Source organism: Actinomycetota bacterium (genome assembly GCA_036280995.1).
Lineage (GTDB): Bacteria > Actinomycetota > CALGFH01 > CALGFH01 > CALGFH01 > CALGFH01.
Genome location: DASUPQ010000489.1, coordinates 1 through 13320, shown reverse-complemented (window position 1 = coordinate 13320; position 13320 = coordinate 1). Strand labels below are relative to the sequence as shown.

General features: G+C 71.2%; 10 protein-coding genes. 7 read left to right on the top strand and 3 right to left on the bottom strand.

The window, feature by feature from the left end:
• A partial coding sequence (locus tag VF468_16450) for an MFS transporter (protein ID HEX5879885.1) occupies positions 1 to 1454 on the bottom strand: 1454 nt, incomplete at its 3' end.
• Between the two features lie 222 nt (positions 1455 to 1676).
• On the opposite strand from VF468_16450, the gene zwf reads away from it, so the two are divergent.
• The 3 genes from zwf to VF468_16435 all read left to right on the top strand — a co-directional run bounded on the left by zwf (position 1677) and on the right by VF468_16435 (position 6579).
• Positions 1677 to 3089 (top strand): glucose-6-phosphate dehydrogenase, encoded by a 1413-nt coding sequence (gene zwf / locus VF468_16445; GenBank protein HEX5879884.1) that lies wholly within the window; start codon positions 1677 to 1679, stop codon positions 3087 to 3089.
• A gap of 65 nt (positions 3090 to 3154) precedes the next feature.
• Positions 3155 to 5008: a glycoside hydrolase family 15 protein gene (locus tag VF468_16440; protein HEX5879883.1), complete on the top strand. Its 1854-nt coding sequence runs from the start codon at positions 3155 to 3157 to the stop codon at positions 5006 to 5008.
• The gene (locus VF468_16435; GenBank protein HEX5879882.1) at positions 5005 to 6579 is read left to right on the top strand and encodes a GMC family oxidoreductase; all 1575 of its coding nucleotides are present in this window, start codon (positions 5005 to 5007) and stop codon (positions 6577 to 6579) included. The genes VF468_16440 and VF468_16435 overlap by 4 nt, the downstream gene beginning before the upstream one ends.
• Here the strand turns inward: VF468_16435 and VF468_16430 are convergent.
• Both VF468_16430 and VF468_16425 read right to left on the bottom strand, forming a co-directional pair.
• On the bottom strand, positions 6576 to 7925 hold the full coding sequence (locus VF468_16430) for an NAD(P)/FAD-dependent oxidoreductase (protein ID HEX5879881.1): 1350 nt from the start codon (positions 7923 to 7925) through the stop codon (positions 6576 to 6578). The genes VF468_16435 and VF468_16430 overlap by 4 nt on opposite strands.
• 180 nt (positions 7926 to 8105) lie before the next feature.
• Complete coding sequence (locus tag VF468_16425) at positions 8106 to 9473, bottom strand: LuxR C-terminal-related transcriptional regulator (protein ID HEX5879880.1); 1368 nt, start codon at positions 9471 to 9473, stop codon at positions 8106 to 8108.
• Between the two features lie 166 nt (positions 9474 to 9639).
• Between VF468_16425 and VF468_16420 the strand changes: the two genes are divergently transcribed.
• From VF468_16420 to VF468_16405, 4 genes are all read left to right on the top strand, one after another.
• Complete coding sequence (locus tag VF468_16420; protein ID HEX5879879.1) at positions 9640 to 10311, top strand: response regulator transcription factor; 672 nt, start codon at positions 9640 to 9642, stop codon at positions 10309 to 10311.
• 125 nt (positions 10312 to 10436) lie between these two features.
• A complete protein-coding gene (locus VF468_16415) occupies positions 10437 to 10853 on the top strand; it encodes a response regulator transcription factor (GenBank protein HEX5879878.1) in 417 nt (138 codons plus the stop codon).
• Between the two features lie 159 nt (positions 10854 to 11012).
• On the top strand, positions 11013 to 12512 hold the full coding sequence (locus VF468_16410) for an MASE1 domain-containing protein (GenBank protein HEX5879877.1): 1500 nt from the start codon (positions 11013 to 11015) through the stop codon (positions 12510 to 12512).
• 169 nt (positions 12513 to 12681) lie between these two features.
• Positions 12682 to 13164: a hypothetical protein gene (locus tag VF468_16405; GenBank protein HEX5879876.1), complete on the top strand. Its 483-nt coding sequence runs from the start codon at positions 12682 to 12684 to the stop codon at positions 13162 to 13164.
• The last annotated feature ends 156 nt before the right edge of the window (positions 13165 to 13320 follow it).

Below are 13320 nucleotides of genomic sequence, written 5' to 3'. Positions count from 1 at the left end.
GACGCCTTCGCCGCGGCGGTGATCTGGCTGGCGTACTGCGGGTGCTGCTGGGCGACCTCGATCGCGCCGGCGAACGACTTGGTGAGCTGGTTCTGCACACCGGTGCTGATCTGCTGCTGCTCGGGTGCCGCGGCGATCGCCGTCGTGATGGCCGCCGCATAGCCGGCGGTGAGCAGCGCCCCGAAGATCGACTGCATGATCGCGCCGCCAAGGTCGCGTTGCAGGTCGGCCGTGCCCGACGCCATCCCCGCCCGCCGCACCGGGACCGACCCGGTGAGGGAATGCGACGCCGGCGTGCCCGCGAACCCGACGCCGACCCCGACCAGCGCGTAGCCGAGGCCGACCCGCCAGTAGGAGCTGCCCTCCTTCCAGAGCAGCAGCATGGTGAGGAAGCCCAGCAGGCAGAACAGGTAGCCGGTGAGCAGCGTGAACCGGGCGCCCTGGGCGTCGACGAGCTTGGCCGAGCGGGGGGCGACCAGGACCATGCAGATGGCGGCGGGCAGGATCGCCAGCCCGGCATCGAAGGTGGAGTAGCCGAGCACGTTCTGCAGGAACTGCTGGCCCACGAACATCGCTCCCATCAGGGCGCCGAACACGATGATCCCGGCGCAGGCCGCGACCCAGAAGACGCGGCGCCCGGCGACGTGCAGGTCGTACAGCGGGTTGCTGGCACGGCGCTGGCGGAGGAGGAAGGCGATCCCGGCGGCGACCGCCACCGCCGCCAGCCCGAGGGCGAGCGCGCCCGCGCCGGGGACGGGCGCGAAGTTGATGGCCAGGATGAGCGCCGCCACCAGCAGCACCGACAGCACCCCGCCGAGATTGTCGACAGGGTCGCTGGTCTCATTGACGTGGGCCGGCACGAACGCCAGCGCCATCGCCAGTGCGACCACCGCCAGGGGCAGGGTGACCAGGAACACCGAGCCCCACCAGAACCGCTCCAGCAGCCAGCCCGACAGCAGCGGGCCGAGCGAGGCGATGGCTCCGCCGGTGCCGGACCACAGCGCGATCGACTTGGTCCGCCCCGGACCCGACCACAACGCCGTGATCAGCGCCAGCGTGGTCGGAAAGGCCATGCCGGCCGAGAACCCGCCGAGCAGCCGGGCCATGATGAGGACGCCGTCGGAGGGGGCGTAGGCGGCGAGCACGCACGCCGGGACCGACAGCACCACCCCCAGGATGAGCAGCAGCTTGCGCCCGTAGCGGTCGCCCAGGGCGCCGAGCCACAGCACCGACGCGGCCAGCCCGAGCGAGTACCCCACGGCGATCAGGTCCAGGGTCGTCTGTGAGGAGTCGAACGCCCTGCCGATGTCGGGCAGCGCGACGTTCGCCACCGACAGGTTCAAGTTGGCGACCGCCGCCACCAGGATCAGCGAGGCCAGCACGAGCCCCGAACGGCTGGGAGCGGTCGTCGCCCCGTCCCTCGCCGCTCCGACGCCCGGCGCCTTGTCTGCCATCGCGCTCACACTCGCTCGTCGTTGCCGGCAACGTCAGCCTTCGGCCGGCCGGTCGTCGGCTGGCCGAGGCTGACGGTAGCGAGCGTGGGGCTCGCGGCCATCCCCCGCTTTGGATGAATCCCCGCCCGGTGATTCATCCGATCGGGGGGATGGCCGCGCGGATCAGGCCTCCTATGGTGCCGGCAGGAAGGATCTGGAGCCTGACCGGGGAGGTCGGAGGCGATGGGGACCATTCACCGACGAACCGGCGAGCACCGACCAGCCGACGTGCTGGTCGTGTTCGGGATCAGCGGCGACCTGGCCAAGGTGATGACCTTCCGCTCGCTGTACCGGCTGGAGCGCCGCGGCCTGCTCACCTGCCCGGTGGTGGGGGTGGCGGTCGACGACTGGACCACCGAGGACCTGCGTCAGCACGCCCGCAAGGCGATCGAGGCCACCGGCGAACCGGTGGACGAGCAGGTCTTCGAGCGCTTCGCCGGGCGCTTCTCGTACCTGTCCGGCGACTTCGGCGACCCGGCCACCTTCGAACGGGTCGGCGCCGCCATCGGCCAGGCCACGACGCCGGTCTTCTACCTGGAGATCCCGCCCTTCCTGTTCGGGACGGTGATCAAGGGGCTGGCCGACGCCGGCCTGACCAAGGGCGCCCGGGTGGTGGTGGAGAAGCCCTTCGGCCACGACCTCGCCTCCGCGCGCGCCCTCAACGACGAGGTCCACGCCTACCTCGAGGAGTCGCAGCTGTACCGGATCGACCACTTCCTGGGCTACATGGGCCTGGACGAGATCCTGTACCTCCGCTTCGCCAACGCCATGCTCGAGCCGGTCTGGAACCGCAACCACCTGTCGTCCGTGCAGATCACCATGTCCGAGACCTTCGGGGTGGAGGACCGCGGCCACTTCTACGACCCCGTGGGGGCGGTCCGGGACGTGGTCGTCAACCACCTCATGCAGGTGGTGGCCGCGACCGCCATGGAGGCGCCGGGCGGCGGCGACACCGCCACCCTCAAGGACGGCATCGTCGGGGTGTTCCGGGCCATGGCGGATGCCGACCCCGCCCAGTACGTCCGCGGCCAGTACGACGGCTACCGCGGCATCGAGGGAGTGGCCGACGACTCCAGCACCGAGACCTACGCCGCCCTCCGCCTCGACATCGAGAACTGGCGCTGGTCCGGTGTGCCGTTCTTCATCCGCACCGGCAAGTGCCTGCCGGTCACCCGGACCGAGCTGCGGCTGGTCTTCAAGCACCCGCCCCGGCTGGGCTTCTTCAGCAGGAGCCGGCGACCCGAGCCCGACCAGCTCGTGGTCAAGCTCTACCCCTCCACCGGCGTCCGGCTGAAGGTCGACGCCCAGCGCGGCGACCGGCCGGACCCCGAGCAGATCCACCTCGACATGGAGTTCGCCGACGAGGGCGGCGAGGCGGCCACCCCCTATGAGGTGCTGCTGCATGCGGCCATGGTCGGCGACTCGACCCGCTTCACCCGCCAGGACGGCGTGGAGGAGGCCTGGCGGGTCCTGCAGCCGCTGCTCGACAGCCCACCCCCGGTCCATCCCTACGCCAAGGGAAGCTGGGGTCCCGACGAAGGCAACCGCCTGGTGGCCGGGCACGGGCGCTGGTACGGACCGTGGGAGACCGAATGAGCCCCAAGGGCGCCAAGCGCGCCGCCACCGTCGCCGCCGGCACCGAGGGGTTTCAGAGTGCGGCGATGCCGTCGCCGTTCTCCCCGATCGACGGGTATGCGTTCTTGTCGAATTGTCATACCGGGGCGTTGGTGGCTGCGGATGGGGCGGTGGACTGGTTGTGTGTGCCCCGGTTTGATTCGCCCAGTGTGTTCGGGTCGTTGCTGGACCGCGAGGCCGGGGTGTTCCGGCTGGGCCCGTTCGGGATCAACGTGCCGGTGTCGCGGGCCTATGAGGCCGGCACCAACACCCTGGTGACGGTGTGGCGGACCCCCACGGGCTGGGTCGAGGTCCGTGATGGGTTGACCATGGGTCCGCGTCGGGGGGAGGACCAGGTCACCCCCCATACCCGCCCCCCGGCCGATGATGACGCCGATCATCTGCTGGTCCGGACCGCCCGGTGCCTGGAGGGCCAGGTCGAGGTGGAGCTGGTGTGTGAGCCGGTGTTCGACTACGGCCGGGTGGTGGCCGACTGGGTGCTGGTCGAGGGGGACCGGCAGGCGGCCGATGCCAGCGGGGCTGGGGTGAGTGTGCGGTTGGCGACCAGCATGGAGCTGGGGATCGAGGCCAACCGGGTCCGGGCCCGCCATGTCCTGGGCGAGGGTGAGCAGCTGTGGTGTGCGCTGTCGTGGGCTGAGGGCCTGGCCGTCCCGGCCGGTCTGGAGGACGCCAATCGGCGGTTGGAGGCGACGACCCGGTTCTGGCGCTCCTGGCTGGGGCGGGCCCGGATCCCGGATCACCGGTGGAGCCAGCCCATCCAGCGTTCGGCGTTGGCCATCAAGGGCCTGACCTACATGCCGACCGGGGCCACCGTGGCCGCGTTGACGACCTCGTTGCCGGAGACGCCGGGGGGCGAGCGCAACTGGGATTACCGCTACACCTGGATGCGGGACAGCACCTTTACCCTCCAGGCCCTGCACTGGCTGAACCTGGACTGGGAAGCCGATGAGTTCATGCAGTTCGTGGCCGATCTGGAACCCAACCCCGATGGTGCCCTGCAGATCATGTACGGCATCGATGGGCGCCGGGAGCTGACCGAGACCATCCGCCAGGAGTTGTCCGGCTATGCCGGAGCCAAACCCGTGCGGGTCGGCAACGGCGCCTTTGACCAGCGTCAAAATGACGTGTACGGGGCGGTGCTGGACTCGATCTTGTTGCATACCCGCCGCAGCCAGCGCCTACCCCGGCGGTTGTGGCCGATCGTCCAGGCCCAGGCGGCCTGTGCGATTGCGGTGTGGCGCGAGCCCGACCAGGGGATCTGGGAGGCCCGGGGCAAGCCCCAGCATTATGTGTCGTCCAAGCTGATGTGCTGGGTGGCGTTGGACCGGGCGGCCAAGCTGGCCGGGATCCGGGGGATGCCCGAGCTGGAGGCCGAGTGGCGCACCGTCGCCGAGGAGATCCGGGCCGACATCCTCGACCACGGCCTGCGCCAGGACGGGGTCCTGCGCCAGCACTATGGCACCGATGCCCTGGACGCCTCGACGCTGCTGGCCACGGTGTTCGGGTTCCTCCCCGCCGACGATGCCCGGCTGCGCAAGACGGTCCTGGCCGTGGCCAGCGAGCTGACCGAGGACGGCTTTGTCCTGCGCTATCGGACCGAGGAGACCGACGACGGCCTCAGCGGCAAGGAGGGCACGTTCCTGATCTGCTCGTTCTGGCTGGTCTCGGCCCTGGCCGTGGTCGGGGAGCAGGACGGGGCCCGGGACCTGATGGAAAAGCTGTTGCGCATCAGCTCCCCGTTGGGGTTGTTCGCCGAAGAGTTCGACACCACCACCGGCCACCACCTCGGCAACTTCCCCCAGGCCTTCTCCCATCTGGCCCTGATCGAAGCCGCCGGACGCATCATCCTCGCCGAGCGGACACAGGAGCTGCAGGGATGAACGACTACGACGTCATCATTGTCGGGACCGGCGCCGGCGGCGGCACCCTGGCCCGGCACCTCGCCCCGTCCGGCAAGCGCATCCTGCTGCTCGAGCGGGGCGGCTGGCTCCCGCGCGAGCCGCAGAACTGGTCCACCGCCGACGTGTTCATTGACAACCGCTACATCTCCGCCGACACCTGGTACGACGCCAAGGGCAAGGCGTTCCAGCCCCAGGTCCACTACTTCGTCGGCGGGGCCACCAAGCTCTACGGGGCGGCGCTGTACCGGCTGCGCCGCGAGGACTTCGGCGAGCTGAAGCACCACGACGGCATCTCGCCGGCGTGGCCGATCGGCTACGACGCGATGGAGCCCTACTACACCCAGGCCGAGCAGCTGTACCAGGTCCACGGCAACCGGGGCGAGGACCCGACCGAGCCGCCGGCCAGCGCGCCCTACCCCTTCCCGGCCGTGTCGCACGAGCCGCGCATCCAGCAGCTGGCGGACGACCTCGCGGCCGCGGGCCGGCACCCCTTCCACGCTCCCTGCGGCGTCATGCTGGACGAGGCCAACCCGCCCTTCAGCGCCTGCATCCGCACCGCGACCTGCGACGGCTTCCCGTGCCTGGTCCACGCCAAGTCGGACGCCGAGGCGCTGGGCGTGCGGCCGGCGCTGGAGCACCCCAACGTGACGCTGGTCACCGGCGCCCGCGCGGTCAGGCTGGCCACCAATGACGCCGGCACCGCCGTCACCGGGGTCGAGGTCGACCACGACGGGGCCCGCGAGGTGTTCGCCGCCGACCTGTACGTCCTCTCGTGCGGCGCCGCCAACTCGGCCAAGCTGCTGCTGGCCTCGGCCAGCGACGCCCACCCCAACGGCCTGGCCAACGGGTCCGACCAGGTCGGCCGCAACTACATGTTCCACAACAGCCAGGCCGTGCTCGCCCTCTCCAAGGAGCCGAACCCTACGGTCTTCCAGAAGACCCTCGGGGTCAACGACTTCTACTTCGGCAGCGACGACTTCGAGTACCCCATGGGCAACATCCAGATGATCGGCAAGTCGCAGGCCGACATGTTCCGGGGCGAGAAGCCGCTGGAGACCAAGCTCGCGCCCGGCTTCGCGCTACGCGACGTGGCCAGTCACGCGGTCGACTTCTGGCTGTCGACCGAGGACCTGCCCGTGCCGGAGAACCGGGTCACCCTGGAGCGCGACGGGAACGTCAAGCTGGCCTACTCGGCCAGGAACGCGACCGCCGCCGGCCGCCTGTACCACCAGCTCAAGTCGATGCTCGGCCACCTCGGCATGCACCCCGACCACCTGATCCCCCGGCACGCCTACCTCAAGACCGACATCCCCATTGCCGGGGTCGCCCACCAGGCCGGCACCTGCCGCTTCGGCACCGACCCGGCCACCTCGGTGCTGGACACCGACTGCCGCGCGCACGAGCTCGACAACCTCTATGTGGTCGACACCAGCTTCTTCCCCAGCATCGGCGCCGTGAACCCGGCGCTCACGGCCATGGCCAACGCCCTGCGGGTCGGCGACCATCTCCTCGATCGCCTGGGCGCCGCCCGGAACGGCGCCGGTCCCTAGGAGCTCCTGCCCGCGCTCCCCACGGCGGCCTCCGTCGTTGGCACGCCCGACCCGGCGTCGTCGTCCTCGTCGTCGCCCCAGTCGATCCGGGCGACGTCGGTGCGGTCCAGTACCTGCGGCCCCCGGCTCTTGGAGAAGTAGTCCCAGCCCCAGTCGATGAAGGCCTCGATGCGGGCGCGGGCGCCGGTCATGAGCCAGGCGTGCACCCCCAGCCAGGACGCGAACGCGATCGGCCCGTGCAGCTCGTGGCGGTGCTCGCCCATCTCGGCGATGGCCGCGTTGCGGCCGATCATGGCCATGATGCCCTTGTCGTGGTAGTGGAACGGCCTCGGCGGCTTCCCGGCGATCTCCGCCTCGATGTTCTTCGCCGCCCACTGCCCGGACTGGAGCGCGACGGATCCGAGCTGGGGGAAGGACCGTCCGTCCGGCGCGGGGATGTTGGCGAAGTCCCCCAGGGCGTACACCCCCGGCCGGCCGGCGACCGTCAGGTCGTGCTCGACGTCGATCCGCCCGCCCCGGCCCTGGGTGAGCCCGGCGTTGCCGGCCAGCGGCGCCGCCATGATCCCCCCGCCCCAGACCACGCAGCGGGTAGGAATGGTGGTGCCGTCCGACAGCACGGCCCGGTCCTCGCGGACCTCCTTGACCGAGGTGCCGAGCCGCAGCTCGACGCCGTCGCGCTGCAGGACCTTGGCCGCGTACTCGTGCGCCTTGTCGGAGAACGGCCCCAGCACCGTGTGGCCGAGATCGACCAGGATCACCCGGGCGTGCCGGACGGCCAGGTCCTGGTACTCGTGCGGCATGACGTCGCGGATCATCTCGGCCAGCGCGCCCGCGGTCTCGGTCCCGGTCGCGCCGGCGCCGACGATCACGAAGTTCAGGGCGCCGCGGTCCAGCAGCGAGGGGTCCCGGTCGGCGTCCTCGAACAGGGCAAGGATCCGCGAGCGCAGCCGCTGCGCGTCGTCGAGCGAGTACAGCGGGAAGGTGTGCTCGGCGCCCGGCGTGTGGAAGAAGTTCGGCTGGCTCCCGGCGGCGAGGACCAGGAAGTCGCCCTGGATGGTCTGGCCGGAGTCGAGGGTCACCACCTTGGCGACCGGGTCGACGGCGGTCACCTCGCCCATCCTGACGGCCACGTTGGGGTGCTTGCGGAACGGCTTGCGGAGGCTGGTCGCGACGTCGGAGGAGGCCAGCTGGCAGGTGGCGACCTGGTAGAAGAGCGGCTGGAACTGGTGGTAGTTGTGCCTGTCGATCAGCGTCACGCGGATGTCGTCGCGTTTCGCCAGCCTGCGGGCGCAGCCCAGTCCGGCGAACCCGCCACCCACGATCACGACGTGCCTGGGGTCCGTCATGGCGATCCTCCTTGCGGCCGGCGACCGCACCCTACGGCCACGCTCCGGAGGCCGCATCCTCCCGTTCGGATGAAAGGCACAGGCAGCCCGCTGGGGCACATCATGTCGAGCTCCTGATCGGCATCAACGCCGAGGGCAAATCCCTCGGGGACGTCACCAGGCCGCTCACCGCGGCGACGACTAAGCCCCTGCGCCGAGGAGGCCGGCCTGTTGCACGCGCTGGATCGCCTGGCTGCGGGATGACACCCCGAGCTTGCGGTAGACCGACAGCGCCTGGGACTTGACCGTGTGCTGCGAGAGGTAGAGCCGTTCGCCGATCTCCCGGAAGGTGAGATGCGTCGACAGCAGCGGCAGCAGCCGCAGCTCGGCGTTGGTCAGCGTCGCCACGTTGGTGGTCGTCTCGCGGAGCGAGTCGAGCCGCGACTGCAGCAGGGTGATCTGGCTCGGGAGGGTGCCGAGGTCGAGTCCCTGCTGCAGGATGTACCGGGCCTCCTGGAGCAGGGACCTGGCGCCGGCCACGTCCGTGAGGGCAAGGTGCACACGGGCAAGCTCGAGGCGCGTCTGCGCGGCACGGTGGGGCAGGGCGGCGGTGAGCGGCGGCCGCAGGCGCATGGCCCGCGCAAGGTGCTCCTGGGCTCGGGTCACCTCGCCGCGATGCAGCGCCGTGTGGGCGGCCACGGCATGGAGGAGCGGGCTCATCTCGTAGTCGTCGAGCTGCCCGTTCCGGGCGACCTCGAGGGCGCGGTCGGCGAGCGTCTCGGCTTCCATCCAGTCGTGGCGTTCGATCGCGAGCAGGGCACGCTGGGCCAGGGCGGCGGAGGCGGCCGGCAGGGCGCCGACGTGGGTGGCGACCTCGGCCGCATGGGCCAGGACCGGATCGGCGCGGTCGGCCCCGCCGGCCAGGACATCGGCGATGCCCTTGAGGAGCAGGGCCGTCGCCCGCCACGGGCTTCCCCAGTCCAGTCCGGCCGCGGCGGTCTCGGCGTCGGCCTGCATCTGGTCCACGCCGTCGCGGCACAGCAGCGCGCGGAGGAGCGCCATCCAGGGATCCAACGTGGCCTGCGCGAGCGTCCTCGCCGCCGCCGCACGCTCGGCGGCGGCCGCCCAGCGCTCGATATCGTCCGGCTGGCCCGCCAGGACCTGCAGGAACGCTCCCTGCAGGGCGATCAGCGGGTACCGTTCGATCAGTCCTCGCTGCGCGAACCACTCGAACCACCGGCGGGCGGTCTGGGCGCGTCCGCTGGCGTAGGCGGGGAACGCGAGGCTCTCGACCAGCCTGGCCACCCGATCGGCGTCCTCGGCCGCCTGGGCGTGGTCGATGGCCAGCTCCGGCAGCCCGTTGGCCTCGCACCAGGCCGCCGCCCGAGCCTGGAGCTGCTGGATCAGGTCGGGCTCGCGCCGCTCGAGCTCCGCGCCGAGCAGGTCGCGGAACAGATGGTGGTACTGGTACCACTCGCGATGCCGGTCCAGCGGGACACCGAGGCGGTCGAACAGGGCGGTTTCACCGTCGATGGTGGCGGGAGTTGCTGCTGGATGACGCAAGCTCATGACTCGCCCTCCTGGCGTCCGTGGCCGACGCCTCAGATGCGGCCGAATCGCATCATCACAAGTGGCGGGGGCGAGAGCATCGGTCGAGCGACGCAAGCTCGGCGCGACAGATGACCTGGGTCCCTCTACAGTCAGAACCGCGACCTGTCCGCCATGGGCGAGGACCATGCAACCGACGCCAGTCAGGGTGTTCATCGTCGACGACCACGCCGTGGTCCGCCGCGGCCTGCGCGCCTATCTCGAGACGGTGGACGACATGGAGGTCGTCGGCGAGGCAGCCGACGGGCAGCAGGTCCTCGACGGGATCGCGGTGCTGGTCGCGGCCGGGCAGCCGCCCGACGTGGTGCTGATGGACCTGCTGATGCCCGGTATGGACGGTGTCGCCGCCACCACGGCCATCACCGAACGACATCCTGAGGTGGCGGTGGTGGCGATGACCAGCTTCACCCAGGCCGACATGGTCCATGGCGCCCTCCAGGCCGGCGCGGCCGGGTATCTGCTCAAGGATGCCGAGGCCGACGAGGTCGCCGCGGCGATCCGGGCCGCCTGCCGCGGCGAGGTCCATCTGGACCCGGCGATCGCACGGCAGCTGACGAGATCGCTGGTGGCCCCCAAGCCGCTGACGGTGACCGCACTGACCGACAGGGAGCGCGAGGTGCTGGTCCTGGTGGCCCAGGGCCTCTCCAACCAGCAGATCGCGGACTCGCTGGTGATCAGCGAACGCACCGCCCGGACCCATGTGAGCAACATTCTCGGCAAGCTCGGGGTGGCGTCCAGGACTCAGGCCGCTCTGCTGGCGATCCGGGAAGGCCTCGCGCCGGCTCCGACGGCGCGCTAGCACCTGGCAAGGCTTCCCCGACGCGACATTCGTCGCACTGGAGACGGGTCGTTTCTCGGAGGCTCCCAGGGCGCTCGCTGCCCTACCGTGGGGGATCGCAACCAGCCCGTCACGAAGGAACCGATGTGCAGGGGACCGTGCCCCGCGACCCGAGGAAGGGATCCAAGCTCAGAGTCCTGATCGTCGATGACGATGCCCGGGTCAGGCGGGCGCTCCGTGGCCTGATCGAGTGCGCTCCGGACCTGACGGTGGTCGGCGAGGCCGGATGCACCCGGAGCGCCATGCGTCTCGACCTGGAACTGGGTCCCGACGTGGTCGTCCTGGATCTCCTGCTGCCGCAGGTGCCGGATGGCATGCAGGTCCTCCGGGAGCTCCGAGGCCGGGACCGCCCGGTGGTCGCCATCAGCCGCCTGGGCGAGCTGGGACCTGAGGCCATGGCCACGGGCGCGCACGCCTTCCTGGAGAAGCACGGTCGGGACGTGGACGACCTCCTCGACATGATCCGCGCCGCCTCCCGCCACGGTCACTTCCCACACGGCTGAGGCCGGCGCCTCCACCAGGCCGCATCGTTCGACTCGGGTTGCGCGCGGCGGTACCGTTCCCCAAGGCCCTGCGCAGACCTGGGAGGCCTGACGAACACCGACGCACCGCTCCCCGCCGCGGAGCCGACCTGGCGGGGACTGCTGGTCTCCGGACGGTCGGTGCGGTATGCGGCCGGGGTGCTGCTGATCGCTGCCGGCTACTACACCGCCGCCCAGGGTGGCGAGGCGCTCCTGCTGACGGGCCCGGCGGGCGCCTTCTGGCCGGCCACCGGGGTCGGCATCGCGGTGCTGTACCTGGGTGGCTTGCGCTGGTGGCCCGGCGTCCTGCTCGGGGACCTGCTCTCGAGAGAGTTCGCGCTGCTGCCGCTGGGGACGGCGCTCGCCGAGACGGCGGGCAACATGGCCAGGGCGCTCCTGGCCGTGGTCATCCTCCAGCGGCTGGTCGGCCGGCGGGCGGCGATGGACCGGCTCGAGCACGTCGGCGCCGTCTTCGCCGCCGTGGCCGTCGGTGAGGCGGTCAGCGCGACCGTCGCCATGCTCGCCCTGCGAGCGGGCGAGGTCATCGAGACGTCCGAGATGGGAGTGTTCTGGCGCAGCTGGTGGCTGGGCGGCCTCGCCGGCGGGCTGGTCGTCGTCCCGCTCGCCATGGCCTGGGCGCACACCCGGGCCACGGCGTGGCGGGGCCGCCGCGCGGTCGAGGGCGCCGTGATGCTCGCGGCCGTCATCGGCCTGAGCGCGATCGCGCTGTCGGCCGACCAGCCGCTCACCTACATCGTGTTCCCGGCGTTCATCTGGGCCGCGCTACGGTTCGGCCCGCCGGGAGCGACGCTGGCGGTCGCGGTCGCGGCCGTGATCGCGGTGCAGGCCACCTCCCGCGCGGCAGGACCGTTCGTGGAGCACTCGCCCACCGACAGCGCCCTGAACCTTCAGCTGTACATCGTCTTCGCGGCGCTGACGACGTTCTGCCTGGCGGCGATCGTCAGCGAGCGCCGGCGGGCCGCGCTGGAGCTGGCCGAGTCGCAGCGCCGCGAGGGCGAGCGTGCCGCCCTGGAACGACAGCGCATCGCCCGCGACCTGCACGACTCGGTCTCCCAGTCGCTGTTCTCGACCACGCTCCACGTCCGCACCGCGCAACACGCGCTGGAGCTCGAGAAGCCCAATTCCACCGGCCCGGTGGAGGAGGAGCTGAACGAGATCGGCCAGCTGACCCGGGGCGCGCTGGCCGAGATGCGCGCCCTCATCTTCGAGCTGCGCCCCGGCGCGCTCGCCGAGGAGGGACTGGTCGCCGCGCTCACCAAGCAGGCGGCGGCCCTCAGTGCCCGGGAAGGGCTGGTCATCGAGGTCGACGGACCCGCGCACCTGCCCATCGGACCCGAGACCGAAGAGCAGCTCTACCGCCTCGGCCAGGAAGCCCTGGCCAACGTGGTCAAGCACGCCCGGGCGGACACCGCCACGGTCCGCATCGCAGGGACCGGCAACACCGTCTCGATCGAGGTGTCCGACGACGGCCACGGCTTCGACCCAGCCGCCGTGGGTCCCGACCACTTCGGCCTACGGTCGATGCGAGGCCGGGTCGCCGATCTCGGGGGCCGCCTCGAGGTCACGAGCACCCCCGGCCGCGGCACCGTCCTCCGCGTCGTGGTTCCGGCCCAGCGTTGACGGTCCACGCCACCGCACTGATGGTCTCGCTCCACGGTTAGGGTCCGTTCGGCACGGCGGGCTGACCGGTGGCGCTCATCCGGCTGCACAGGACCATGTCCCTGGACGGCGCGGCCGCTTACGGCTGGTGGGCTACCGGCGCGGCGTCACGGCGTTGATAGGATCCGGCATGACCGACCCGACAGGAGGACTCGTGGCCGAGGACGAGGCCGCCCGGCACCCGATGCTGGAGCGGCTGGATGCATTCGTCGGCGAGTGGAGCGTCGAGGCGGCGTTCGCCCCCGGCGTGGCCGGACGCGCCGTGTTCGAATGGGTGCTGGGCGGGCAGTTCCTGATGGAGCGCTCGGAGGTCCCCGACGTTCCCGAAGCCCCCGACGGCATCGCGATCATCGGCGTCGATCGCGACGGTGAGGCATACACCCAGCACTACTTCGACTCGCGAGGCGTCGCCCGCCTGTACGCGATGACCTTCCGCGACGGCGTCTGGACGCTGCTGCGGGACGCGCCCGACTTCACGCCGCTGGACTTCCGGCAGCGGTTCACCGGGGAGTTCAGCGCCGACGGCGGCACCATCAGCGGCCGCTGGGAGACGTCCCAGGACGGCTCGAGCTGGGAGCCTGACTTCGACCTCACCTACCGGAAGGTCATGTAGCCGCCGAGCGGTGGAGGCGTTCACGATGACCGGCACGGGCAAGGCAACCGTGGAGACGCTCCAACGGCTGATGGACGCCTTCAACGCCCACGATCTCGACGCCGTGATGAGCTTCTTCGTCGACGACCCGGTGCTGGAGATGCCCCGTGGCCCCCA

Bases quoted from the DNA above. Each gene is read 5' to 3' on its own strand.
- VF468_16405 (HEX5879876.1), top strand. From the start codon at position 12,682: ATGACCGACCCGACAGGAGGACTCGTGGCCGAGGACGAGGCCGCCCGG.
- VF468_16440 (HEX5879883.1), top strand. From the start codon at position 3,155: ATGCCGTCGCCGTTCTCCCCGATCGACGGGTATGCGTTCTTGTCGAAT.
- VF468_16425 (HEX5879880.1), bottom strand. From the start codon at position 9,473: ATGAGCTTGCGTCATCCAGCAGCAACTCCCGCCACCATCGACGGTGAA.
- VF468_16430 (HEX5879881.1), bottom strand. From the start codon at position 7,925: ATGACGGACCCCAGGCACGTCGTGATCGTGGGTGGCGGGTTCGCCGGA.
- VF468_16420 (HEX5879879.1), top strand. From the start codon at position 9,640: ATGCAACCGACGCCAGTCAGGGTGTTCATCGTCGACGACCACGCCGTG.
- VF468_16435 (HEX5879882.1), top strand. From the start codon at position 5,005: ATGAACGACTACGACGTCATCATTGTCGGGACCGGCGCCGGCGGCGGC.
- zwf (HEX5879884.1), top strand. From the start codon at position 1,677: ATGGGGACCATTCACCGACGAACCGGCGAGCACCGACCAGCCGACGTG.